The 25,332-nt window shown below is 47.9% G+C and carries 25 protein-coding genes; 11 read left to right on the top strand and 14 right to left on the bottom strand.

Annotated elements, in window-relative coordinates; genetic code table 11:
• Window positions 1–87: 87 nt before the first annotated feature.
• Together G459_RS0100240 and G459_RS0100235 are read left to right on the top strand one after the other, a co-directional pair.
• Window positions 88–891 (top strand): endonuclease/exonuclease/phosphatase family protein, encoded by an 804-nt coding sequence (locus G459_RS0100240; protein WP_051314996.1) that lies wholly within the window; start codon window positions 88–90, stop codon window positions 889–891.
• Window positions 884–1,741, top strand: a complete 858-nt coding sequence (locus G459_RS0100235) for a 3-keto-disaccharide hydrolase (RefSeq protein WP_035454788.1) — start codon at window positions 884–886, stop codon at window positions 1,739–1,741. Before G459_RS0100240 ends, G459_RS0100235 begins: the two co-directional genes overlap by 8 nt.
• Before the next feature lie 35 nt (window positions 1,742–1,776).
• Here the strand turns inward: G459_RS0100235 and G459_RS0100230 are convergent, their stop codons facing one another.
• On the bottom strand, window positions 1,777–2,082 hold the full coding sequence (locus tag G459_RS0100230; protein ID WP_342664311.1) for a winged helix-turn-helix transcriptional regulator: 306 nt from the start codon (window positions 2,080–2,082) through the stop codon (window positions 1,777–1,779).
• A 145-nt stretch (window positions 2,083–2,227) separates the two neighbouring features.
• On the opposite strand from G459_RS0100230, the gene G459_RS0100225 reads away from it, so the two are divergent.
• Window positions 2,228–2,629 (top strand): DoxX family protein, encoded by a 402-nt coding sequence (locus G459_RS0100225; protein WP_026965825.1) that lies wholly within the window; start codon window positions 2,228–2,230, stop codon window positions 2,627–2,629.
• Between the two features lie 3 nt (window positions 2,630–2,632).
• Here G459_RS0100225 and G459_RS0100220 read toward each other — a convergent pair whose 3' ends face one another.
• Window positions 2,633–3,472: an alpha/beta hydrolase gene (locus G459_RS0100220; RefSeq protein WP_026965824.1), complete on the bottom strand. Its 840-nt coding sequence runs from the start codon at window positions 3,470–3,472 to the stop codon at window positions 2,633–2,635.
• A 78-nt stretch (window positions 3,473–3,550) separates the two neighbouring features.
• On the opposite strand from G459_RS0100220, the gene G459_RS0100215 reads away from it, so the two are divergent.
• The 4 genes from G459_RS0100215 (at window position 3,551) to G459_RS0100200 (ending at window position 7,902) form a co-directional block, all read left to right on the top strand.
• A complete protein-coding gene (locus G459_RS0100215; RefSeq protein ID WP_026965823.1) occupies window positions 3,551–4,759 on the top strand; it encodes a serine hydrolase domain-containing protein in 1,209 nt (402 codons plus the stop codon).
• Between the two features lie 64 nt (window positions 4,760–4,823).
• Window positions 4,824–5,966 (top strand): efflux RND transporter periplasmic adaptor subunit, encoded by a 1,143-nt coding sequence (locus G459_RS0100210; RefSeq protein ID WP_245588099.1) that lies wholly within the window; start codon window positions 4,824–4,826, stop codon window positions 5,964–5,966.
• Window positions 5,963–7,219: an ABC transporter permease gene (locus tag G459_RS0100205; protein WP_026965821.1), complete on the top strand. Its 1,257-nt coding sequence runs from the start codon at window positions 5,963–5,965 to the stop codon at window positions 7,217–7,219. The genes G459_RS0100210 and G459_RS0100205 overlap by 4 nt, the downstream gene beginning before the upstream one ends.
• Window positions 7,220–7,227: 8 nt before the next feature.
• Window positions 7,228–7,902, top strand: a complete 675-nt coding sequence (locus G459_RS0100200; protein WP_026965820.1) for an ABC transporter ATP-binding protein — start codon at window positions 7,228–7,230, stop codon at window positions 7,900–7,902.
• A 127-nt stretch (window positions 7,903–8,029) separates the two neighbouring features.
• Here G459_RS0100200 and G459_RS0100195 read toward each other — a convergent pair whose 3' ends face one another.
• The 9 genes from G459_RS0100195 to G459_RS0100155 form a co-directional block, all read right to left on the bottom strand.
• On the bottom strand, window positions 8,030–8,869 hold the full coding sequence (locus tag G459_RS0100195; RefSeq protein ID WP_026965819.1) for an alpha/beta hydrolase: 840 nt from the start codon (window positions 8,867–8,869) through the stop codon (window positions 8,030–8,032).
• A gap of 86 nt (window positions 8,870–8,955) precedes the next feature.
• Complete coding sequence (locus G459_RS0100190) at window positions 8,956–9,768, bottom strand: DUF2490 domain-containing protein (protein WP_026965818.1); 813 nt, start codon at window positions 9,766–9,768, stop codon at window positions 8,956–8,958.
• Between the two features lie 95 nt (window positions 9,769–9,863).
• Window positions 9,864–10,937 carry an agmatine deiminase family protein gene (locus G459_RS0100185; RefSeq protein ID WP_051314995.1) on the bottom strand — a complete coding sequence of 358 codons (1,074 nt, stop codon included), beginning with the start codon at window positions 10,935–10,937 and terminating at the stop codon, window positions 9,864–9,866.
• A 4-nt stretch (window positions 10,938–10,941) separates the two neighbouring features.
• Complete coding sequence (locus G459_RS0100180; protein ID WP_026965816.1) at window positions 10,942–11,817, bottom strand: carbon-nitrogen hydrolase; 876 nt, start codon at window positions 11,815–11,817, stop codon at window positions 10,942–10,944.
• Between the two features lie 98 nt (window positions 11,818–11,915).
• Window positions 11,916–12,494, bottom strand: a complete 579-nt coding sequence (locus tag G459_RS0100175) for a hypothetical protein (protein WP_026965815.1) — start codon at window positions 12,492–12,494, stop codon at window positions 11,916–11,918.
• Window positions 12,495–12,944: 450 nt separating this feature from the next.
• On the bottom strand, window positions 12,945–13,220 hold the full coding sequence (locus tag G459_RS0100170; protein ID WP_026965814.1) for a type II toxin-antitoxin system RelE/ParE family toxin: 276 nt from the start codon (window positions 13,218–13,220) through the stop codon (window positions 12,945–12,947).
• Entirely contained in the window at window positions 13,217–13,453 is a 237-nt protein-coding gene (locus G459_RS0100165; protein ID WP_026965813.1) for a type II toxin-antitoxin system ParD family antitoxin, read from the bottom strand. Before G459_RS0100165 ends, G459_RS0100170 begins: the two co-directional genes overlap by 4 nt.
• Window positions 13,454–13,847: 394 nt before the next feature.
• A complete protein-coding gene (locus G459_RS0100160; RefSeq protein WP_051314994.1) occupies window positions 13,848–14,681 on the bottom strand; it encodes a DUF2306 domain-containing protein in 834 nt (277 codons plus the stop codon).
• A gap of 79 nt (window positions 14,682–14,760) precedes the next feature.
• Entirely contained in the window at window positions 14,761–15,342 is a 582-nt protein-coding gene (locus tag G459_RS0100155) for a Crp/Fnr family transcriptional regulator (protein ID WP_026965811.1), read from the bottom strand.
• Window positions 15,343–15,768: 426 nt separating this feature from the next.
• On the opposite strand from G459_RS0100155, the gene G459_RS0100145 reads away from it, so the two are divergent.
• Window positions 15,769–17,589 (top strand): alpha/beta hydrolase-fold protein, encoded by a 1,821-nt coding sequence (locus tag G459_RS0100145; protein WP_026965810.1) that lies wholly within the window; start codon window positions 15,769–15,771, stop codon window positions 17,587–17,589.
• A gap of 184 nt (window positions 17,590–17,773) precedes the next feature.
• On the opposite strand, the gene G459_RS0100140 is transcribed toward G459_RS0100145, so the two are convergent.
• On the bottom strand, window positions 17,774–18,187 hold the full coding sequence (locus tag G459_RS0100140) for a DsrE family protein (protein ID WP_026965809.1): 414 nt from the start codon (window positions 18,185–18,187) through the stop codon (window positions 17,774–17,776).
• 10 nt (window positions 18,188–18,197) lie between these two features.
• Complete coding sequence (locus tag G459_RS0100135) at window positions 18,198–18,863, bottom strand: Tat (twin-arginine translocation) pathway signal sequence containing protein (RefSeq protein ID WP_245588098.1); 666 nt, start codon at window positions 18,861–18,863, stop codon at window positions 18,198–18,200.
• Between the two features lie 620 nt (window positions 18,864–19,483).
• Between G459_RS0100135 and G459_RS0100125 the strand changes: the two genes are divergently transcribed.
• The gene (locus tag G459_RS0100125; protein WP_157373242.1) at window positions 19,484–21,889 is read left to right on the top strand and encodes an ABC transporter permease; all 2,406 of its coding nucleotides are present in this window, start codon (window positions 19,484–19,486) and stop codon (window positions 21,887–21,889) included.
• A 115-nt stretch (window positions 21,890–22,004) separates the two neighbouring features.
• Here the strand turns inward: G459_RS0100125 and G459_RS0100120 are convergent, their stop codons facing one another.
• Complete coding sequence (locus G459_RS0100120) at window positions 22,005–23,150, bottom strand: acetyltransferase domain-containing protein (RefSeq protein WP_026965806.1); 1,146 nt, start codon at window positions 23,148–23,150, stop codon at window positions 22,005–22,007.
• Window positions 23,151–23,352: 202 nt separating this feature from the next.
• Here G459_RS0100120 and G459_RS0100115 point away from each other — a divergent pair, with 202 nt between their 5' ends.
• Window positions 23,353–23,982 carry an ABC transporter ATP-binding protein gene (locus G459_RS0100115; RefSeq protein WP_026965805.1) on the top strand — a complete coding sequence of 210 codons (630 nt, stop codon included), beginning with the start codon at window positions 23,353–23,355 and terminating at the stop codon, window positions 23,980–23,982.
• Window positions 23,975–25,033 carry a hypothetical protein gene (locus G459_RS0100110; RefSeq protein WP_026965804.1) on the top strand — a complete coding sequence of 353 codons (1,059 nt, stop codon included), beginning with the start codon at window positions 23,975–23,977 and terminating at the stop codon, window positions 25,031–25,033. Before G459_RS0100115 ends, G459_RS0100110 begins: the two co-directional genes overlap by 8 nt.
• Window positions 25,034–25,332 lie beyond the last annotated feature (299 nt).

The raw sequence follows: 25,332 nt of genomic DNA, 5'->3' as shown, positions 1-25,332 counted from the left end.
TGGATTGAAAACTGTTAAAAGTACATTTTATCGTCCCTTCGTCAAATTTGGCTTCTAGAGTAATACACAATTTTGATACATTTGAATATGAAGCAATTTTTCTTTGCCTTGATTGCGTGTTGTGTCTTTGCGCAGCCAATATCAGCTCAAGATGTCAAGATACTAACCTACAACATACTTCACGGCGAACGTGCCGACCGCCCTTCGGTCTCTAACATTCCAGAAGTCGCCAACCTCCTGATCCAACTCCAGCCGGAAGTCGTCGCCCTCCAGGAAGTAGACAGCATGACGGCCCGCTCCGCCACGATACATGGAGAGCCGATTGACTATATCTACAAGCTACGCCAAGAGACCGGATACAGAGGGTACTTCGCCAAAGCGATGGATTACGACGGTGGCGGATACGGCGAAGGAATTCTTGCAAAGAAGATTTCCAATTACCATACCGTAAAACTTCCCAATCCTGCGGGAGGAGAGCCAAGAGCCATCGCCTGGGCGAAAGCCGAGCTCAAATCAATGGAGGAATTCTACTTTGGAGCCACCCATCTTTGTCACGAATTTGAAGAAAACAGAATAGCTCAACTGGACTCTATCCTCTCCTACGCGGACTCACTCAACAAGCCCGTGATCTGGGTTGGAGACCTGAACTTCACTCCAGATTCTCCAGAATACACACATATTCCATCCCACTGGAAGGAAGCGGGCGCAGTCGCCGGAAACACCCAAAATACGTATGGGACAGAAACCGAAGGTGGGCGAATAGACTACATCTGGTACGATTCCCGCAAGTTTGAACTGGTAGAATACAAAGTACTTGATCAAATCCCCTTCTCCGATCATTACCCCGTCTGGGCGGTACTGAGAATGATAAAAGACCCTCAAAATGAATAAATCAAAAACCTATCTTCCGATAGTGGCACTTGCCCTGTTGCTCGTCGCAGGCCTTACTGCCATGAGCGTCAATACTCCCGCTGATACCAAGTGGATTCAGCTTTTCAATGGAAAAGACATCAAGGATTGGACGGTGAAAATCCGTACCCATGACTTGAACGATAATTTTGCAAATACCTTTCGCGTAGAAGACGGATTGATGAAGGTCAGGTACGACGGATATACACAGTTTGAGCAACAGTACGGGCATATTTTCTACAAAAAACCTTTCTCCTACTACTTGCTTCAGGTCGAGTATCGCTTTGTCGGCGAGCAATGTCCAGGCGGTGAAGGCTGGGCTTTGAGAAACAGCGGAGCGATGCTGCACTCTCAGGACCCGAAGACGATCTTGAAAGACCAGAATTTCCCAATTTCCATCGAAGCGCAGTTCCTCGGCGGCAATGGCAAAGATCCCCGCACCACCTGCAATCTGTGTACTCCAGGCACTAACGTAGTCATGGCAGATACGCTCTTCACCCCTCACTGCATCAACTCCAAGTCCCAAACCTATGCTGGCGATCAGTGGGTCACGGCGAATTTCATCGTCCTCGGCGATGAAGAAGTCCATCACCTAGTTGGATCGGACACGGTAATCAGCTATTTCAAACCACAAATCGGCGGAGGCAGTGTAGCGCCTTTTGATCCGGCAGTGAAGATTGACGGCAAGCTCTTGAAAGAAGGCTACATTTCCCTCCAAAGCGAAAGTCATCCGATCGATTTCAGACGCGTGGCCGTGGTCGACTTGTCCAGCATGAAAGGCGATGCTAAAAAGCTCAAAGAAACCGTCACGCGAGCTTTGCTCGAAAAATAACCGGACAGGATCCCGACAACAAAGCCACTGATCTTCTAACCCATCACCTTATTCCGGTGAGAAAGTCCCCAGAAATGCAGCTCGTCGAGGACTTTTTCCAAGCTCAGCCCATGGGCTGTGATCGTGTATTCCACAGCCGGAGGAAAAGCGTCAAACACTTCCCGCTTGATCAGTTGATTACTTTCGAGGTTTTTCAGCTCTTTTGAAAGAGTTTTGTCTGTGATTCCGGGTACATCTCTGGAGATCTGCTTAAACCTCTTTGGCCCGGCTGAGAGTGAAAAAAGAATTAACAGCTTCCATTTCCCTTCCAAGGCCTCCAGGGCATCTTTGATCGAAAGCATCGTTTTGGGGCATCCTCCTTTAGCTATCATATATCCGTTTCTTGCGTGGCTTTCCTCGTGGATAGTGCTATCCGCGAGGAAAGTAATATCAGTTGGATAGTAAAGGTAGCTAGTATTGCAGGGACATTCGAACTGACAATACAAGATGAACAAAAACTGGAATACGGTACTCTGGATCTGCCAAGCTTTCCTTGCAGCTGGCTTCATCATAGGAGCCTATCTGAAACTCTCCTACCCCATCAGCGAGCTCGCAGAAATGTGGCCTTGGGCGGGTGAAAATCAGCGGCTAGTCAGGATCACGGGAGTTTTGGACTTAGTTACTGGGATAGGATTGGTCCTTCCCGGACTTTTGAAAATCCGGCCCAGCCTCATCATTTGGGCCGCATTCGGCACCGTCTTGATGATGCTCGGGGCGATTGTCTTTCACGTTTCCAGAGGTGAAGGCTCCGATATTGGGATCAATATCGTCTATCTTTTACTGGCGGCATTTACCGCATGGGGAAGATTGAAAAAAGCTCCGATCGCCGAAACGTCAATCCAAGCTTAGCTCCTAAGGCATTCTGGCTCGCACCCAATCTACAATCAGACCCAGATATCGTTCGCTCTCCAGATCTCGGATCAGTTCGTGGTATCCCCCTTCAAATACCTCCAGCGTTTTGTCTTCCGAACTTGCTTTTTGGAAAAGCAAATCGGAGCCATCCGGATTGGTCAGGCGATCTCCTCTGCCGTGTAGGATCAAGAGCGGAAGGCGAAAGTTTCCAGCATTTTGCTGCACATATTTCATCTTGAGGAAAAGCTCCTGCCCTGTCCGGGCCGGGACCGGTTCGGTATAGACCAGCGGATCATCAAGATATGCCTGCACCTCTGCCGGAATCCGGGAGATCATCTTCGCATCGAGCTTCAGCGCTTTTAGCCGGGGGAAATACTTGCTCACAAAACCAGCCACAGTCTTCAGCAAGGCGGGAGTTTCGGGATCTTCCATGATCGCAGGAGAACTCAATATTACGCCAGCTGCTTCAGGTTGGTATTTCAACACATAGGCCGCAACCAATCCCCCGCCCATGCTGTGTCCAAAGAGGAACGCCGGCAGGTCTTTTACGTAGTTTTTGGCCTTCCCGAAAAGCACGTCAATGTCCTTCAGATAGTCGCTGGCTGATTCAAAAAATGCGTCCGGTCGTCCTTCGACAGATTTCCCATGTCCCCGTCCGTCAAAAGTAAAAACCGCAACTCCGAGACCCGTGAGTTTCTCTACCAATGGAAGATATCGTCCGCTGTGCTCGCCCAATCCATGCACCAGCAGCAGACTTGCTTTGGGTTGCTCAGGCATCCAAGCTTGCAGAAATAGCTTTTTGCCGTCGTGAGTCGTGTAGGAGGATTCGAGGTGTTTCATGGGCTTTTGATTCTGGGTTTCAAAATAGGAAAAAGAACTGCGATTCGGTTAACTTGGTAACAAACTGTCCCTAAGCCCATGAAAACCCAATTCCGATTCCTGTTTGTAGTCCTTTTTTCAACCCTGCTAGCTACTTCTGCGCTAGCGCAAAGTGGCCTTTCTTCGGAAAGACTTGACCGCTACGATGCCTTTTATCAGAAAGAAATTGATGAAGGGCGACTTCCGGGAGTCGTCACCCTGATCTACAAAAACGGCGAAAAGGCCCACGAATCCGCCTTAGGCTACAGCGATTACGCTAACAAAACTCCGATGCGTACAGACCAGATCTTTTTCATCCAATCGATGACCAAGCCTATCATGAGTACGGCCTTCATGATGCTTTACGAGGAAGGCTACTTCTTCTTGAATGATCCGATCTCCAAGTACCTTCCCGAGTTCAAGGACATGAAAGTGGTCAAAGACCCGGAAATCGGCAGTTCCTCTGGATTAGAGCCAGCCAAGTCGCAGATCACTATCGCACAGGTATTGAGCCACACGGCAGGCTTCCTTCACGGCATCGGCCCAACCAAACTGGATGAAGAAGTCCGCGAAGCTATCTATATCTCCAACCCGGAAACTATTGAGGAACGGGTGAAGGCACTTGCGTCTCAGCCTTTGGCCAGCCATCCGGGTGAAAAGTGGAACTACTCCGCTTCGCCGGATGTACTCGCGCGACTGATCGAAGTCTTCACGGGAATGAGCCCCGCAGAATTTTTGAAAACGCGCCTATTTGACCCATTGGGCATGAAGGATACCGGCTATAATCTCACTGAAGAGCAGGCAAAACGAATGGTACAGCTCCACCAGTTGGATGACTCTGGCAAACTGATCAATGCCGAAAGGCAAACGCCGACTTCGGGAAATACTGTATTTGGCGGGACTCATGGACTCTTTTCGACCGCTCAGGATTATTTGCTCTTCGCACAGATGATGGGCAACGGAGGCGAATGGAACGGGAAGCGCTACCTCAGTCCGAAAACCGTAGAGATCATGACGATCAACCAAAGCGGGGATCTCTTTCAGGATCCAGGCAAGGGATTCGGGCTGGGTTTTGCTGTCGTGGACGATCTGGCTGATTCCAAAGCCATGAGTTCCGAGGGCACATTCTATTGGAGCGGCGCTTATTGCACCTATTTTTTCATCGATCCAAAAGAAAAAATGGTGGCCGTATTCATGACGCAAATGAATCCATTCAGCAGCTTTTACGAGAACAAATTCCGGCAAATGGTCTACCAGGCCATCGACTAGCAGAGCGGTTAGTCGGTGGTCTTAATCGCGAATCTCCCTTGTCGCAAGCTGAAAAATCCCTACTTTGAAAGCCAATTCACTCGCAATAACCATGGTCAATTCAGGTTTTTACAACCCGGTTCTTTTCCATTTGTCGGGCTGGATGATCTTAGCAAGTATCCTTTTTTCCTGCGGATCGTCTGAATCAGAACCCATCACCGCCAAGGTCCAGCCGCTCACCGAATCTGTCTACGCCTCGGGAATCGTCAAAGCCAGGGATCAATACGAGGCTTTCACCTCCGCAAACGGACCAATTCAGGAGATATTTGTCGACGAAGGAGACACCATCAAAGCCGGTACACCGATCTTGATGATCTATAGCGAAGCGGAAAAACTCAGAAGGGAAAATGCGCTCCTGGCTCGGGATTTTGCGGATCAGCAAGCCAATCAGACTAGGCTCAGAGATGCGGAGCTGGCGATCGGACTTGCGAAAAGCAAGCTGCACAATGACTCGCTGCTGTGGGTTCGGACCAAGAACCTGTGGGCCAAGGGAATCGGCACGGAAGTAGATTTGGAGCAGAAAGAGTTAAACTACAAAAACTCCCAAACCAATTACGAATCCGCTTTACTGCACCACAGCGACCTCAAGCGGGAAATCGCCTACAACTCCGAAAGTGCCGGCAAAAGTCTGGCGATCAGCAAGGTGATGGAAAACGACTATGTGCTCCGCAGTGCGCTTGACGGGGTAGTCTTTTCTATCCTGAAAGAAAAAGGTGAAATGGTCAGTCCTCAGACGCCCTTAGCAGTACTGGGACGGGCTGGAGACTTCTTTTTAGAGATGCAGGTAGACGAGTACGACATCGCCAAGGTCCAGCTCGGACAGCGGACGATGGTGACGATGGACAGCTTTAAGGAGGAGGTCTTTGAGGGGAAAGTCACCAAGATCTACCCGATCATGGATTCTAAAAGCAAGACCTTCACCGTCGAAGCAGAGTTCACCAAGGCCCCACCGACGCTCTTTCCCAACCTGACTTTGGAAGCAAACATCATCACACAGTCCAAAGAAAACGCGCTGATCGTTCCCAGGAATTACGTCTTGAAAGACCAATGGGTCATCACCGCCGAGGAGGATACCATCCCCGTCCGACTGGGTATCAAAACCTATGAATACGCCGAGATCTTAGAAGGAATCACGGCGAGTACTCAATTGATCATGCCGGGAAAATGAAGTGGACGCTGATCATCGAGATAGCCAAAGCCCTGATGCTCGCGCGGATGAAGCAGACGCTGATCGCCGCCACAGGCGTGATGTTTAGCATCACCATGTTTGTGGCCTTGCTGGGCTTCATGAACGGGCTCAACACGATGCTCGATGGCTTGGTTCTCAACCGAACGCCCCATATTAGGTTCTACAACGAGATCAAACCCAACCCGAATCAACCGATTGACCAAAGCGAGGAGTTCAAGGACAAGCTGAACATCATCCGATCCATCAAGCCAAGTACCAGCAGGCTTTCGATCCACAACAGCGCCTCCATCATCCAAAATCTCGAGGCTGATCCCCGCGTCCTCGGTGTCAGTCCGAAGATCGCCGCGCAGGTGTTCTTCAATGTCGGCACCATCGATCTCACAGGAATCGTCAACGGGATCGACGTGGAAAAGGAAGCGGCGCTCTTTGCTTTTTCGGACTATGTCACGGTGGGAAACCATGAAGATCTGAATCAGATCAACACCATCATCTTGGGAAAAGGAGCCGCAGATCGTATGCTGGCCGATATCGGCGACGTCATTCAGGTCACCACTGCCCAAGGCAACCGGGTTCAACTCAAGGTAGTTGGCTATTTCCAGAGCGGACTGGGGGATTTTGACAATGTCAACAGCTACGCCTCGATCAATACCGTCCAGAAAATGCTCGGAGAACCCGCCTCCTATATTACCGACATCCAGGTAAAACTGAACGACTTCACCATCGCGCCCGCCATGGCGAGTGAGCTACGGGATATTTACCAGATCGACGCAGACGACATCCAGACCGTCAACGCGCAGTTCGAGACCGGAACTCAAATCCGCTCCATGATCAGCTACGCCGTCGGGATTACGCTACTGGTCGTCTCCGGCTTCGGGATCTACAATATTCTCAACATGATGATCTACGAAAAGCTCGACACCATCGCCATCTTGAAAGCCATTGGTTTCAACAGCAGCGATGTCAACCGGATTTTCATCACCATCGCGCTCACCATCGGGATCGTCGGAGGAGTATTGGGATTGGTCTTTGGGTTTCTCGCCGGATTAGCCATCGATCAGGTTCCTTTTGAGACGGAAGCGCTGCCTACGATCAAGACTTTCCCGGTCGACTACAACCCCAAATACTACATTATTGGAGGTACATTCAGTCTGATCACCACCTACTTTGCCGGATTTTTTCCTGCTAGAAAAGCCTCCCGCGTAGATCCTGTCGAGATTATTAGGGGAAAATAACCTAACAGATGCCAGTACTCGAAGCAAAAAATATCGATAAATTCTTCTACAATCCTAGCAAGACGCAAGTGCTGAAAAAGGTCAGCTTTGGGGTGGAAAAGGGCGAATTTGTGTCAATAGTAGGAAAATCTGGCTGTGGAAAATCAACCTTGCTCTACATCCTGTCCACTATGGACACCGACTACCAAGGCGAGCTGTACATGGACGGAGAGATGATTTCCGGCAAGCCAAAGAACTATCTGGCACACATTCGAAACGCCAAAATCGGCTTTGTTTTTCAGTTTCACTACCTGCTCAACGAGTTTTCAGTACTTGAAAATGTCCTGATCCCGGGCCTAAAGCTTGGCCTCCATTCCCGTGACGAACTGGAACATCGGGCGATGGAAAAGCTCAAGTTTTTTGACATGCAGGATCATGCGCTCAAGCGGGCTAACCAACTCTCGGGCGGACAAAAGCAACGGGTGGCGATCGCCCGGGCCCTGATCAATGATCCCGTACTTATCATGGGCGACGAACCGACCGGAAATCTGGATAAGAAAAATTCGGATATTGTCTTTCATAAATTCCGCGAGATGGCTCAGCAGTTCAAGCAAACCATGCTGATCGTGACTCATGATCCGGAGTTTGCGGACGGCACCGACCGGACGATTGAGATGGAGGATGGAAAGGTGATCAGACAGTGAGCATGAACTGGAGGGTCATTTCGACCGCAGGGAGAAATCTTATCATGCGGAGCAGCGATATGTTTGTAAAGATCTCTCCTAACGTCGAGATGACTGCGCTTATTGATCACTGCGACCGATTACCCGCCTACTGAGACTGCTCTTCGATAAACCCCAACACATCCTGATACCCCCTCGTCCAGGTGAAAAAGAACTGGGTCATCATGGGGATGTGGTGTTTTCTCCGATAGAAGGAATACTCCAGCGGCACTCCTTTTTTCTCCGCCGCCTCTCGGAAGATTCCAACCGTCTGCGTGATCGAAGGATAAGTCTTACCACCTTCCATGATGAGCAATGGCACATCGGTCTCTCCCAGAAAATTAATGGGAGAATGCTCCTTCCAAACGGCTGGATCATCGGTAAAAGATTTGATGAATTTTTTCCCCGTAGTCTGGCCTGAATCTGCCAAGTACCGATCCATATCCAGTCCTCCGGGATCGTTGAGGATCGCCCCTTTCAGAGGAGTTCCGTCCGGAAAAAGACTGGCTTTCATCGCAACCAATCCCGCTAGATGGCCCCCTGCGGAATGACCGGAGATGTAGATTTGCTTCGGGTCTCCCCCGTATTCCGCTATATTTCCCGACGTCCATTTGACCGCCTGCACCACTGCCTTTTCCATGGCATTGACTTTAAACTCCGGAGCCAAAGGATAGTCGATCACCACGGTCACGACTTTTCTTCGCGCCATCCTGCTTCCAAAGAAGTCATAGATCTCCTTGTTTCCACTGTTCCAACTGCCGCCATGGACAAACAGCAAAACCGGATAAATCCCCTTCTTCTTCGGGGAAAATACATTCAACTGTCTCTCGGGCAGGGAATCGGCCGCTTGGAGGTAAGTGATCTCTTTCGTTCGGTTGATCCGCCTGAAGGCGCATGAGTAGGAAATAGAAATCAGGAGAAATCCCAAAATAAGGCGTTGGAAAGACATTGGGCGAGTTTTATAGCAAAGTAGAAAAAGTTTGCAGTTTTCAGTCGCAGCCAGCCAAACCTTTTGATTGAAAGAAGCTCAGAATTCTACTCCGGGAGATCCGTGTTCGCCGGTATTTGCTTCTCTTTTTTTGGAAAGATTTTGTCCCAAACTACTACCCTCTCCCCTTTGACGAAATAGAATTTCAGGTTCATCCCAAAGGCATCCACCGCATCCTGCTTCTGGGCATACTTGAATTGGTGATTCCAGTAAAACTCATAATCTAGATTTCTGGCCACTTTGATCTCCACTCCAAACTGCACCCGAAACCGGTTGAGGTCCGAATCTCCAAAGTAGGCAAAGTATTCACCGAAAGACCTAAAGGTGAAAAACATATACTCAGTCCTGAAATCCCGCTCCAGAATAAGCCTAGGTCGATACCTCGCCTGAAAGTCCCCGTTCAGAAACTGCCAATCCACGCGGTTCCTGATCGTGCCCAACAACTTGCCCGGCAGATAGGTACGGCTATTGACTTCCGTGACAATCGTGTGGTTATCGACGACATCTTCGGCACCCTTGGATGAATTGCTAAACTGGTATCCGACCCGGAGCCAGAGGTATTTTCCGGGAAGGCTGTCCGTCCGATGAGTCAAAAACTTTTGGGCAAATTTCGGAGGAAAAGTGAAGTGATCGTAAAAAAAACCATATCCACCATCCGTATAGCTGGAGTTATCGAGTTTGGTGGCAGACATGGTTGCCAGAAACCTCGATCGTTGATTCAATCGATAAAAGACCTCCAAACCCGGCCAAACCTCCTGGGACTTGCTTCCGAGCTGAGCACACACCTCTGAGGAAAAACCCGAGAGAAAGACCGATGTCCAAAACGTAAAAGTGAGCCTTCTAAAAGATTTTATTGCCATTCTCCCAATGGTCTAGATAAACAGATCAGATGAAAAGTAGGCATTTTACAGTAATCAGCGGGCAGGACTGCCTACTGATCACTGTAAACTGCAATCTAAACAGCCGGTTCCTGCTGACTCAGGCAGTGAAACGAGCCCAAGCCCCAGATAATATCCGTGCTATCAATTCCCACGACTTTTCTTTCCGGAAAACATCCCGTCAGAATATCCAAGGCCTTTTGGTCGTTTTTGTCCCGGAAAGTCGGAACCACGACGACCTCATTTGCAATGTAAAAATTGGCGTAAGAAGCCGGAAGGCGCTGGTCCTCCCAGATCACAGGACTTGGCATCGGAAGTTCGACGATATTGAGTTGCTTGCCGTCTTGCAGACGCATCCGCTTCAGCAACTTCAGGTTTTCGTCCAGAATCTCGTGGTTTTCGTCGGACTTATTTTCCTCCACCACAGTCACCACTGTGTCCTCATTGACAAAGCGGGTGATGTCATCGATGTGTCCGTCTGTGTCGTCACCAATAATACCCTCGCCTACCCATAGGATATGCTTTACTCCGTAATAGTCACAGAGGTATTTCTCGATCTGAGTTTGGCTGAGTTGCGGATTCCTGTTTTCATTGAGCAGGCAAGCGGTCGAGGTAAGCAAGGTTCCCTTGCCGTTAAACTCCACCGAACCGCCTTCCATGACGATCCCGGGTCTGAAGCAGGGAATCGCTAACTCGGCAGCGATGTGCAGTGGAATCAGATTGTCGAGGTCATGCGGAGGGTATTTTTCACCCCAAGCGTTATATTCCCACTTGACCAAGGCCTTCTTGTATTCTGCTTCAGGATTGATTAGGAAAGCCGGGCCATGATCGCGGCACCAGGCGTCATTGGTTGGAAACAGGTAGAAAGAAACGTTGCTCAGATTCACTCCCGCTTTTTGCAGATGTCCGAGAGCAAAGGCCTTCATCTCTTCATCAGCCACATTGATATTGACCTTTTGACCTTTAGCGACCTCGTTGATAAACTGGGAATAAGGAGCGTAGATCGTGTCAATCTTACCCGGCCACGATTCCTCCTTGTGTGGCCAACTCAGCCACATGGATTCCTGCGGGGCAAATTCCGCTGGAAAATAATACCCCAATTCTGCCGGAGTCGCAGCACCGGTTCTGGCGAGTTCAAAGATATCTCTCATGGGACTATTCTTCGTCGAGGTAGCGCTTGGTGATCGGCTCGTAGGAATCAATGCGACGGTCTCTCAGGAACGGCCAATGCGTCCTGTACCGATCCGAACCTGTCAGATCCAGCTCCTCCACGTGTATTTCCTCTTCCAAATGAGGGGCTTTGTAAGTCACCCGACCAAAAGCATTGGATACGAATGAGCCTCCCCAAAACTGCATTGGACCTTCAATTCCGGTTCTGTTGACTGAAACAACCGGGATGCCATTAGCCACTGAGTGCGAGCGCTGAATGGTCTGCCAAGCACCGTATTGGTCGTCATTGGTTTGCTCATCCTGATGTAGCGCCCAACCGATAGCGGTCGGATACACCAAAAAGTCTGCACCCTTCAAAGCCGTGATTCTAGCGGCCTCCGGATACCACTGATCCCAACAGATCAATACTCCAATCTTCCCAAACTTGGTCGGAAACACCTTGTAGCCCAAGTCGCCCGGAGTGAAGTAAAATTTCTCAAAATAGCCTGGATCGTCGGGGATGTGCATCTTTCGATACTTGCCCAGATACGTTCCGTCGGCATCGAGTACGGCGGTAGTATTATGATAAAGTCCCTCGGCTCTTTTCTCAAAAAGTGAGGCTACGATCACCACGCCAAGCTCCTTAGCCAAGGCACCGAGTGTGTCGGTGGATGGACCGGGGATGGCTTCGGCGAGTTTAAAGTTTTCGTAGTCTTCCACATCGCAGAAGTAGAGCGATCTAAAAAGCTCCTGCAGGACCACGACCTGAGCGCCTTTTTGGGCGGCAGTGCGGACGCCTGCGATGGTTTTCTCCATGTTTTCGGCCACATTCCCAGAGCAACTGAGCTGGACCAGACCTACTTTGACGGTTTTGTTTGCCACGATTTTGGATTTTTGATTCTGAGACAAAGATACTTTGGGTGGGGGGGAATGGCAAATGATGGCCAGATCAACTTTCTGGAACATTCAAGTAATTTATTCTAGGATTTCATTTTCAAATAAGTAAATCTATTCTGTATTAGATAGCCCTTTTTTATTAAATATTCATAGGATCCACTTGGAAACTCTTTAAATTTCAATCCATTATGTGCTATAATCCTTCCGTCCGGAATCTTATCAATAAGATCTAAATATTTCCGAGAATGAATATGTCTATTTTTCAAAAAAAGTGAATCAAAAAAAGGAACTGGTTCTTGAATGTTATATTTTTTCTTGAAAATTAGTTCGTCTATAAATGATGGTGGAACCTTATCTGAAACAAAACTCCTAAGAAAAAAAAAGCATTCATCTATCTCATCTAAAGTTACTGGGTTTAATGAAAAGCTCTCATTTATTACGTACCTTCTTTTAAACCCCCTATTCACCTTAATTAACATATCTTCAAATTTAGAAAACTCTATATTCGTCTCATCTTTGAGCTTAATAAAAAGATTACGAACATTATGTTTAGACTCTATATTGAAAAATAATGTATCTAACACCTTAAACGTCAATTTAACATCCCTTTCATGCTCATCAATAACCACACGTCTCTTAGCTCCGCTATCATCTTTAAACACAACCTCTTCAAAAACATTATTTATTTAAAATTTGAGCTTCTACAATCAAAAACTTAATTAATTGCTCAAAAGAAAGCCATAGTAAATTAGACGAACCCAAATATGCGTTACTAATCCACAAATATCTACCCTCAACGTAATGATTGTCGATCAAACTTAAATAGCTATGTAAGCTAAATAGATAAGGTTTAAAACTATTCATAATTTCAACTAAAATACAAAACCATACTGATAACTAATTGCGAATTCCAATATGCTAAGCTAGTTTGAAAAAAAAACAATATACAGGTTAGCTCGTTGACGACTTTCCTTTTGCCTGCATACTCTTTCCTTGCCACTAATTCTCGCAGCAAATGATCATTTAGTGCTATGATTGCGACACTTTGTCTTCCCTTATTTTTATTAATTTGGTGTAATTTTGCACCAAGTACGCATCCTCACAAATCGGATTCAAAAATTCTGTTTACCGATAATTCGAATAATCTCAACAATTCCCTGGTTTTCAACTTTGAAGTAGATGGTGTTCGGACCGAGAACGCAAAATCGATAGTCGCGACGAATTCGATCCGCTGTTGGATATTGCTCTGGATTTTTTGCAATTTGGTCAAAACACAAATAAAGAGCCTCGAAATACCGATCTGCCTGAGCCTCTCCAAAACGATAAAATCCAAATCGATAGATCCGGATTAAATCATCCTCGGCCTCTTGGCTTAATCGATAATTCATCTAAGTCCTTCTTTAGCCAAAGCTAAAATGTCCTGCTTGGATTTCGTGGAAAACCCACTTTGCTCACCTTTGATCAATTCTGATCGGAGCCAATCGATTTCTTCTTGACGTTTTCGCTCTTGGCGGATCAGCTCATTAACCAATTCACTTTTGCTGGCATACTCTTGACTGGCTACTTGCTCCTGAAGCCATTGATCATTTGGCTCTGTCAGAGAAATACTTTGTCTCCCCATCGTTATTAGCGTTTGATGTAAATATGCACCAATAATGCATCGATTTCAAGAGATTTTTTTTTTAGTAACGACTTACATTTCAGGATTCAAAGTCCTTTGATAAGTTCTCGAGGTTTCAAACCTCGAGTAGCACTGCCAAAGTTAGTTTCCCGATTTTTTTCTTCCATCTAGGAGTAGATGAGTTCCAAAAGGCTGGGTGGGATTTGTAATTCCACCCAGCCCGTTTTTACCAATTTACAATTGGCTTTTTACTCTTTTAACCTCTCGGATTTGCAGTGAATAGCAAATCCCTGCTCCTGTCAAATTCTCAAAAACAGCACTTATTCTCCCTCATATTTGAGCGAAAGTTTAGGCTCAGAGCATCTCATTCTCATCCTAGAATGTGTGAGAAACCTTAAAGCACGGGCAGCCACAGTCCCATTGTCGCCCCAAAAACACCCACAATAATCCCCAATGTTAGGCTGATCAGTCCCACCGAGGCTACGATCTTGAATTTAGTGGATAAGGTTGCTTTGGCACGAAAATAAATCTGAGCAAAAACCTGGGGTAAAATATAGACGAACATGCTCAGTGCATTTAAAAAGGGCCCTTGAAAAGTCTCCGGATCAAAGCCAACCGGAGCTTGATGGATCACAAGCCAAAGCATCAAAAAAACCCGAAAGAACCAAACCCCACTCATCGCCAGAAACAATCGAATGGCCCATTGCCGGTGAATCTCCAGGTTTCTTTGGATCGCATACCGGATGGCAAAGTAGGCACAGGTGAGAATGATCAGTGCGTTGATCGTGATAAAAATCGAACCCGTCAGCCCGCCTGCGGCACCTCGTATCCAGGCAAGATAGAGTCCTGCCAAACTGATCAAAAACGCAGATCCGATATAGAGTCTGCCGTTGATCCTGTGAAATCGAGGGATTCTCGCTCTGATTTGTGGCAAAAGTTGAATTGGCCCACCGATCGTAATGACCGCAGCAAAGAAAATATGCGCTCCAAATACGATATTTCCCATCAGATCGCTGGGCACATACCCATGCGAAGTCATTGCGTTCCAGCCCTCCAAATTCCCCTGCAGGACCGACGATCCATACAAGCGAATGATATAGTAGGCAAAAGTCATTTGACCAATCACGATCACGGTAAACCAAACTTTGGTAGAAAGATCAAAAATGCGGGTGGAAACTGAGGAAGCCGACGGGCTCGGGAATTTTTGGGTAAAACTAGTGGTGCTCAAAATGCTCAGGTTAACTAGGTATGAAATAGTCTATTTCATAAATCTAGTTGGGTCTGTCCGCATCAGCACCTAACAATTGTTAAGTAATTTCTTTCCGAATCCGACTGAGGCTTTCGGGCTTGATCCCCAGATACGACGCGATATATTTCAGGGGGAAATTCCGGATGATATTAGGCTGATTTCGGAGCAACTTCAAATAGCGTTGCTCGGCGTTGAGGTTAGCCATGTCATGGATTCGCTCTTTCTCCTGCTCCATTTTTTGCTGAAGTACTTTGATCGTGTAGTCTTTTTGGGTCTCGCCCATTTCCGCAGATCGATCCACGTCGTCGCGACAGATCCTCAAAATCTCGCAATCGGTCACGCATTGAAGATTTTCATTGGAAATAGAGCGATTCATAAAATGGTAATAAGAGGTAAAAAATCTAGGGCCGTCGTTCAGATCCACCGTGACTTCGTTTCCCTTTTCATCCAGATGAAAATTTCTCATATAACCTGACACGATGAAATTGTGATAGTTCGGAATCTTCCCGGCCACATCCAAAAGGGTATCCTTTTTCACCCGAATCGGCTTGAAAAACAGCCGACAGACCTCCTTATCTCCTTCTGGGATGTCCCAGATTAGATTGATGTAGGCAAACATTTCGTCGAAATAGCGATCCATACTTTAGCAGTTATCTCTCTTAGCGTTAGGAATCCAATTTCAGCACTCTTTTCTTCCAAACCTAGATGTCTTGTTTCGATGCTGCCGTCCGTAGAAGTGGCAATTCGCTTTTACATTTGATGTTTCTCAAGACGCTAGGTGAAACTGCAATTTTACTTTTCAATCCTAGTAAGTTCGCAATTGGCCTCTTCCCATCCTTGTCATCCCGCTAAGAGCAATTGGCCAAAGTCTTGAAAAACCATCACGGCCCCCAGCTTCCTCTGATTTTCAAGGCTTTTCCAGAATTGAGTTTTTCGAGTTTTTCCAAAAACCGGCGGTTGTCCCAGGCGCGGATCTGATTCACCCTAATCTTTGTGTCGAATAACTCCCTCTTGGCCAATCTCAGGATAAAACCTATTTTTAGTCCTGACCTAAACCCATTAACCTATGAAGAAGCTTTTCCTGTTTACCGCTCTTATTCTTTTGAGCGTCAGTTTTACTTTCGCGCAAAAAGGCACCAAAGAGCGCATCAAACTCCACAGCACTGCCCTCGAAGGCAACCTGATTGGAGACCCGACTGATCGGGACGTGACGGTTTACCTGCCTCCCTCCTACGCTTCCAATCCTGATAGCCGATATCCTGTGCTTTACATGCTGCACGGCTTTACTGACACCGATTCCCAGTGGTTTGGCTGGGAGGATCACTGGATCAATCTTCAAACTGTGATCGAGCAATCCTTGGCCGAAGGCCTGTCCAATGAAATGATTGTCGTCATGCCCAACGCCTACAACCGCTTCAAGGGAAGCATGTACGCGAGCTCGGCAACCGTGGGCGACTGGGAGACTTTTGTTGCAAAAGAGTTGGTTGCCCACATTGATAAGAATTATCGGACGTTAGCCAAACAAGAAAGTAGAGGCCTGGCCGGACATTCCATGGGAGGATACGGTACAATGCGCTTGGGAATGAAATATCCGGAGGTTTTTTCCTCCATCTACGCACTCAGTCCCTGCTGTATGGACGGTGGAGCTACCACCAATGCAGAATTGATCACCAAGCTGGAAGGCTTCACGCTTGATCAATTGCAGGGAGCTTCCTTCTTTGAAATAGCGACGCTGGCCACTTCAGCGGCCTTTGCCCCCAATCCACAAAACCCTCCTTTCTACCTCGATCTTCCTGCAAAAGATGGAGAGCCGCAGCAAGATGTTGCCAATAAGATCATCGCCAACCGAACCCTTTCGATTGTCGATCAATACATTCCCAACCTGAAGAAACTGAAGGCCATTGGCATGGACGCAGGCTTGCAGGATCAAGGCATCAGCGCGTCCACCAAAAAGCTGCATGAACTCCTGAACGCATACCAAATCCCGCATCAGTACGAAAGCTATGAAGGCGATCACCTCAACCGCATCGCTGAGCGGATTCAGACCAAGGCGCTTCCCTTTTTCTCCGAAAACCTCGTTTTCCAATCGCAAACCATCGAAAATGGCGGGACTGGAAGCTATCCTGCTGTCATGACCAGTGCGGCTTCTTTGCCTGGCCATACCGTTTTCCAACCTCAGGATTTGTCAAAATTCGGAAGTACCAACAAGCTTCCAATCATCTCCTGGGGCAATGGGGCCTGCTTTGACTCCCCTTTTGAGCATGTCAACTTCCTCAATGAAGTGGCCTCTCATGGCTTCCTGGTGATTGCGATCGGCACGATGCCAAAGCAAACCGATGTGCGCTCCAAATCGCATAAGTTATTGGATGCGATCGATTGGGCGATTGCTCAAAATGCTGACCCAAAAAGTCCCTACTACCAAAAGATCGACATCGAAAACATTGCAGTGAGCGGCATGTCTTGTGGCGGCTTGCAAACCTTGGAAGTGGCCGGCGATCCGCGGATCACCACTGTTGGGGTATTCAACAGCGGTGTGTTGGGAAATGGCGGAGGAATGCCGGGCATGCCACAAGTCACCAAAGAGCAACTGAAGAACATTAAAGTCCCGACACTTTACCTTTTAGGAGGCAAGTCTGACATCGCTTATGGCAATGGAATGGATGATTTCTCGCGGATCAACCATGTTCCTGTGTTTGTCGGCAATCTGGATGTGGGGCATGGTGGCACGTATGGCAAACCTTACGGCGGCGAATTTGCCAGAGTAGCTAAAGCTTGGTACAAGTGGCAGCTGAAGGACGACCAGGAGGCTGGCAAACTCTTCACCGGAAAGACTCCGGGATTGGCTCAATCCCCGGGATGGGTAGTGGAAAAGAAAAATATGGATTGAACTAGTCTGTTAACTAGAAAAGGTCCTCCGTTTGCAGGACCTTTTCTTTTTAAATAATTTGTTCGGCTTGTCCGGTAAGCAGCCCCCAAAATTGGCTTTATTAATCCAGGCTTGTAAAGAAGACGTCAATCAGTCTGAATCCACCTTGCGGTCCTCCGTTTGAAAGTTGCTAATTTTGAAGTGCCTACTTGCTTTCCTTGATATAACCCCAGCCCTCCTGCTGCCTTTTGTAGATCTCCAAAATCCCATCCGGGACGTGAATCACTCCGGGGATAAGTTGGGTGGATTCCACCTGGTATTTCTTCATGGTAATCTCGCAGACAGCAAATTTGATATTAGGATTCGCGGCCAGTTTCTGTACCTCATTGGACACCACCGAGCGGTCTTTGCTGACCAGATCAATCGCCCCTCCGTATATCACCACTTCAAACTGTGATCCGGGATAGGCCTCAGCCATCATCGACACATGACGGACCACTGCCTGATGAACCGTAGAATCCCCACTGGTCACGTCAAAAACAATCTTCACAGGTGCCTGTTGTGCAAATCCGACGCTCAGGATCAGAAAACAGCACGCGCTCAATAACCAAGTTTTCATCGATCAGTCCTTAATTGCCTGCGAAAATGTAGGCGCAACCGTTCTTTTGGGCTCTTTCCAAAGCCCATACCCCTGACGGCACGACCTGGATTCCCGGCAAAACACCAGCCTTCCACTCCGCATAGACAGTTGCCGGATCCGCGCCCATCTGGGTTGCCTTCATGCCGCTGTACACATTCAACGCCAAGTCGCAGACGCAGAAGAGAGCTCCTCTCGCCTGGAGATCCTTTATACCCTGAATGGCCGGAACGGGAAAATCGCCAGCCATAGGTTCATAATAAGGATTTCGCAGGGATGGCTTTTGGGTTTGTTTATCATTGACCCCCACAAATTCACCCAACTGATACTTTTCCCAAAGTTCGGTTTTCAAGGCAAAGGGGATTGCAGAATGCCTCAGCACCGTCATGGCCGTGATATCACTGTCAGTAGATCCTGTCTGGTTGTTGGATAGATAAAAAGCCCAGTTCCAAATGATCGGAAATCCATCGTGGGGCGTCGATCCGTCGTACACGACCCGATGTTCACCTTTGATCTTCTTAAACCACTCCTCCGCTTCGCTCGCCGAAACAGGTGTGGTACCGCCCATCGCCAGATGGGGAGAAATAAGTGAGGTCATCCCTCCTGCGGCTCCAGTCAATAGCAGTGTATTGAGGAAGTCACGCCTTGTGTTTGTCATGCTGTCTTTCATTTGATTTTTGGGTTAAAACAGGATTTTGTACTGTCCGAATAGTCTTGACGAGGCCAAGACCATCGATTTGAATTGACTCGGAACTCCAACTTTTGAGAAAATCAATGCGTAAAAACTTCACTAAAACTGTCAGCAGATAGGTCTGGCCCTTTTCAAAACGGGGCCAAAACCTTAAGAATTATCCGCAAATAAAAAGCGGAAGGCCACTCGCTAAGCCACTGGTCCGGCAACGCGGTCGAAATGACAAAAAAGGTACTTTTTTCCAGTCTAAAATTCAATACTAAAATTTTGATATTCAGATATTTATAGCATTATATTTTAGTATAAAAGAATAAAATATTCCCCTGTAAATCTCATAACCTTGTAGCAAAAAGTGGATTTCAATCGGCTGGAAAAACAGAAAAAACCAGACCTACAAATTGGCTGTGATTCTGCCCAAAGACAAATTCCCAAACAGATGTCACCAGACTCCTCTTTGTCCGCTGAGGAACAAAATAAATCGTTGCCGAACAGTACCTTCCTTTTCAATGATTGTCTGTTTGATTTGAAAGGCCATTTTTTCTGGCCTTTGCTTGGCAAGCCAACTCCAAAATAAAGTTGCACTTGCCATGTTTAGAAATCATCTTATCACTGCCCTGAGGACACTTTTTCGCGAACGCGCCAATTCCATTACCAATATCGCGGGGCTGACGTTGGGGATCACTGGAAGTTTGCTGCTTTTTTTGATCGTCAGGCAAGGGTTGCAATTCGACCAACACCATTCGCAGAAAGACCGGATTTATCGGGTGATATCCGGAGAAAATAGCTCCAACGGACTCTCCTTCGTCCAGTCTGTCCCCGCCAGTCTGGCGGTGGAGCTGAAGACCGAAGTACCGGAGATACAAAAGGCGGTGACCACAGTGTACAAGCAAAACAGTCTGCTGGGAGTGGTGAAGTCCGACGGGACGGTTGACCGCTTCAAAGAAAAGAACGGCGTCGTTTTCACCGAAAACGCATTTTTCAAGATTTTCGACCGGGAAATCCTCGTCGGGGATCCTTCGAAAATCCTCACCGAACCCTACAAAGCGCTGATCTCTCTGCGATGGGCCGAGAAATATTTTGGCGGCCGGGAAGTCATCGGCAAAGAAATCCTGTACAACAATCAACCCTACCAAATCGAAGGATTGCTGGCCGATTTCCCCACCGCGACAGACCTTCCGTTTGAGTTGATGCTTTCCTTTGAGTCCATCCGATCACAAAAAGAACCCGGGGCCTGGGACGGGCTTTCGGATGAGGACAACTGTTATTTTTTGCTGAGCCAAGATGCGGGTCTGGGGTCTGTGGAAGCCGGGCTGAACGCCTTAGTCGAGAAGCATTATGGAAAGGGCAACGAAAATCCTCAGGGAAAGCACTTTCTGATCCAGCCTCTTGATGAGCTTCATTCCGACATGCGGGTTGGGAACTACAATTCGAAAATGCCTGCCGCCGCCAAGATCGCATTCACCGCGATCGGACTGTTTCTCTTGCTCACCTGCTGCATCAACTTCATCAATATTTCGACCGCCTCAGCGGTCAACCGCACCAAGGAGATCGGGATCAAAAAAGTGCTGGGAAGTACACGAGGTCAACTCATTGCCCAAATCCTGACCGAGTCGTCGATGGTGACGCTTAGCGCATGTCTTCTTTCCCTGCTAGCCACCCAGCTACTTCTCCCTGTAGTCAACAGCTACATGGATCTGTCTCTTAGTTTGTCTCTGACCTCTGACTGGGGGATTTGGCTCTACTTCGCTGTTATTTGGGGAGGTGTCACACTCCTATCCGGACTCTATCCGGCCTGGGTCATCTCGGGATTGCGTCCTGGGCACGTGATCCATGGAAGTTCAGTTTCCCGGGGCTCCGGCTATACGATTCGACGTACGCTGATTGTATCCCAGTTCTTTATTTCTCAGTTCTTCATCATCTCTACCTTGGTCATTTACGCGCAGTTCCGCCATATGCAGCAGCGGGATTTGGGTTTTGTGCAAGAGGCAATTGTAAACATTCCTATCCCGGCCACCGATGAGTCCGACTCCACGATGGGACAGACGGACAAGCGAACTCTAAAAGCTGAACTGATGCGGATTCCCGGAGTGGAAGCTGCCAGCCTAAGTCGAACAGCGCCCGCTGCCAACAGTGTCCTCAGCACCAGCATCAACCTCTCCGGCTCCGATGAACTCATCAATACTCAGATCAAAGAAGCAGATGGAGACTACATCGCCTTGTTTGGATTGGAAATCCTGGCAGGCACCGGATTGGCGGATCTTGATACGGTAAGCGGAGTCGTTGTGAATGAAAGTCTTGCCAAATCGGCCGGCTTCGAAGATTATTCCGACTTCGTAGGTCAGGAAATCGACCTTTGGGGCAATCTTCTGCATGTGAACGGGGTTGTGAAGGACTTCAATTCCACCTCACCAGGCGATAACGTCAGTCCCCTGTTACTGATGAACGGCTTGGACAGCTATCGGACCATTTCCCTCAAACTGACCGGCGCTCAGGTCCAGCAGCAACTCGGCCAGGTAGAGGAAATCTGGGAAAAGGCCTATCCGCAACATCTCTTCGAATACAGCTTCGTCCGGGACGACGTCAGCAATCTGTTTCGAGGTGAGCGAAAAACCACCAGCTTATTGGCCTTCTTTGCAGGCATCGCCATCTTTATCGGTTGCTTGGGTTTGTTTGGACTGGCGACTTTCATGGCCAACAACCGACAAAAAGAAGTGGGCGTCAGAAAGGTACTGGGAGCCTCTGCTCCATCCATCGTCTGGCTGTTTTCCAAGGAATTTATCCGTTTGATCCTGATCGCCTTTGCCCTGTCGATGCCAATTGCCTGGTTCGTCATGGGCGAAGTGTTGCAAGAATTTGCCTATCGGATCTCAATGGGGCCTGCCCTGTTCATCGCCGCTTTGGGCGTCAGTATGGGTATTGCGCTGCTGACCGTCAGCTACCGCTCGGTGCAGGCGGCGCTGGCTAATCCTGTGGACACGCTGCATGCGGAATAAATCGCTGCCAGCTTAAATCGGTGGTTCTAATAGGTAACCGGCATTCAGAAAGGGAGCATCTCCCGTTACTCTGAAAAGAGATATTTAGTCACACTTAAAAAAAGGAGGGATCTGCTCAGAAATATTTCAAAATCTCCAGCGGGCTCTTTCGCTTATAATCCCTGAACCATCTCGTCGGGAAGTACAAAGTCACAGCCAACACCCCCGCTGTCAGCCAGACTTGCCAAAGTTGATCAAAGCCAAGATACTCCCTGGACTCATCCCCAAGCAGTCTAACAAACATCAAATACGCTATCAACAATACGTAAAGGTGGACTACGTAAAAGAACATCGGCGCAGATCCGAATACACGTAACACGCGACTCCAACCCGTATCTGCGCGTTCAAACCATGCCAACAAAAGAAAACCTATACCAAGGGTCAGCAGCAGAAAGTCCAGCGAAGGTGGATACTTGGTGAAATTCAGAAAGTCCATCGCCGTGTGCAAAGTGTCCTGCTGCACCAGCCAGTCTTGACGCTCACCATACAGATTGAAACCCCGCAGCACCGTCAAGAGCAAGAGACTACTAGCTCCCAATCCCAGCAAAATCTTCGTCCTACGCTCCACATCGATCTTTTTCCCAAAAAGAGATCCGGCAAAATAGCCCAGGAAAATCACCCCAAACCAAGGCAATACAGGATAGGAGATCTTCACATCGAGCGCACCACCCTGCACGAGGAATCCCCGATCATGCAGAATCGTCCAGGCTCCGTATCCGAATTCTCCGGGACTGAAGGCTATCGGATCCAGCAGATTGTGCCCTAACACGATCAAAAACCCGATTCCTCCTATCCAATATCTGGGCAGGTTGCTAGCAAGAGCCAAGACGATCATGCAAAGCCCAATCACCCAGATCACCTGGAGATAGAGTCGGTCATACGTCCCAAACCAGGAAAGATTGATCAGCGTGAGTTCCAGAAAAACGAGAAAAAAGCCGCGCTTTAGCAGGAAACCCTTCGCTGACCTCGGTGCGCCATCTGCAGGATGGGCATACAGCCAGGCGGCAAGCCCCGTCAAAAACACAAAGATTGGAGCGCAAAGATGGGCTGACAGCCTCGTGAAAAACAACCCAGGCTCAGTCTCCGAAACTACCATGGGATCGGCAACTTGATGATGCAGATAAAAACGCTCCCGCACATGATCCACGAGCATGATCAGCATCACCAAGCCCCGTAACACATCTATAGAAGAGATTCGATTTGATCTTGCGAGCAATTTCATCTGGCTGGTATTTCCCGTTATTTTTAAAATGCAATATTGTGGCATCAACATTAGAAATGCAACATTGTAGCAAAAATTACGAGCTTAATATTGAATCTTGATAATACATGACTTCCCGAGTGTTCTGATTTAAAATCATTTAACCTGAGATATATTCTGATTTCCGCCAAATTGCCTATCTATAATTCTCAAAATGGCGTCAATGCTTTCTGTTTCCGGATTTAGAAAAAAGTATCCTTCTGGCTTTCAATTCACCTTGGATCAATTGGAATTACAACAGGGAATTCACCTGATTCAGGGAGAGAATGGCTCGGGCAAATCCACCTTCCTGAAGGCATTGGCCGGCATCCATGATTCTGAGGGAGAAATTGCGCTGGGCGGAATCTCCCTACGCAAAAGCCCTCTGGCCTACCGGATGAAGATTGGCTATGCCGAAGCCGAACCCGTTTTTCCCGAGTTCCTCAATGCCAACGATATCATTCAAGTGGTCGCTGCGTCCAAGAATGCTGAAAAGCTCCAAATTGAGACCCTGAAGGACAAACTCGGAGTTGGGAAATTCTCCAGCTATCCAGTCGGAACGTATTCCTCGGGCATGCTCAAAAAGACCGCTCTTCTTCTCGCATTCTTGGGAAGACCCAGCCTGATCATCCTCGACGAGCCATTCACCACCATTGACGTCTCGACTCAGGAGATACTGACGGACTTGATCCTGGAGCAAAGCAAATCCGGCGTGAGCTTCCTGCTCACCTCCCACCAGTCAAACCCCTTGGATCATCTCTCCTTTACCTCCAAACTCGTGTTTGAGACGGGCAAGCTCCTTTCCCATGAATGACATTGAATTCAAAGCCTTCGTCATCCCATTCTACCGAAGCCTGCTCGGTTTTTGGGTTTTGGCTTTGGTTTTTGGGGGAGTTTTCATGGAGCTTAAGCAACACATCCTTTTAGGTAAATTTCTCTTTGAGCATCCCCTGGCTTTTTCCATCCTGCCTTTCGGGTTTCTGCTCTACGCTGGATTTCACCTTAGATTTCAACTGCTGATTCTCCGGACTCGGGAATATCGGTTCTTTCACCATACGGCGCTCCTTCCTTTCCGGATTTTCGGAAAAAGCTGGACGGTCATCCTGCTCTCCAACCACTTGATTCTCATTGGCTATTTGGCCTTCCTGAGCTATTTTGGATTGGAAAAAAATGCCTGGACGCTCCTTGCTACCCTGTGGCTTGTTGTCTTATTCGCGTTGGGAATATCGATCTGGTTGATTCGCCGACACCTTTGCAAGCCACTCAAGGAAGCTGTTTTGATACGTCCTCGATGGAAGGGAGCACTACCCCGGATCACTTGGTTTGCGCTGGAACTCCGCCAAAACCGTCCGATTCTCCTGCTGCTGACCAAAGGCCTGAGCTTGCTTTTGCTCAACGGATTTTTCCTATCCTTCCGGTCAGGAAGCTACGATCACCGCTGGTTGGAATTTGGAGTCCTATGTGTTGCGTTCTTCCAGATTCCTATCCTGATGGAGAAGAGTGAGTTTGAAAACAGCCGAATGGAATGGTTCAGAAATCTGCCCCGACCGTTCACTCAAAAGATGCTGACCCATCTTGGGACTTTAGTCTTGGTCTTATTTCCGGAGTTGCTGTTTCTCCTGCTGAAAGGAGGACAACAATCCGGCTTGGATATGCTGATTTCCTTGCCGCTATTTCTGATCTCCCTTGTTTTGGCCCTGCAAGGATTGGTCTACAGGTTCCCCGGCAATTCCTTTTTTCAATTCGGCGTAGGCCTGTTCTTCGGTAGCTTTCTGTTGATTCTATTTGGAGTGCCTTGGATTTTTCCTGTGCTGGGATCTCTCCTTTTCTTTGCCTCGCAGATCCGATCTCCTTTTCAACTCTAATTCCAATTGAAAAACTGTACTTAAAACAAACCTCCTCTTCAATTTGAGAAATCAAATTAAGTCCCGCGAAGGATTTTTTACCACAGAGCACCCAGAGAAGAAGAATAGTTAGGCTTGATCATGTCTCGAACTTAAACCCTCCTTCTTCTTTCGGACCTTTTTCAAGAGTACAGGAGAAAAAGCTAAAGCTTTTTTGTTTGCCAAAACGAATGGTTAATCTGCGAAAATCTGTGTCCTTTTCTGTGGGAATCTGTGGGAGATTTTTAACCGCAAAGAAATTTCCTTCAAAATAGCCTTGA

Origin of the sequence: Algoriphagus terrigena DSM 22685 (assembly GCF_000429445.1) — a bacterium.
Taxonomy (GTDB): Bacteria; Bacteroidota; Bacteroidia; order Cytophagales; family Cyclobacteriaceae; genus Algoriphagus; species Algoriphagus terrigena.
This window is presented reverse-complemented; position numbering and strand designations above follow the sequence as displayed.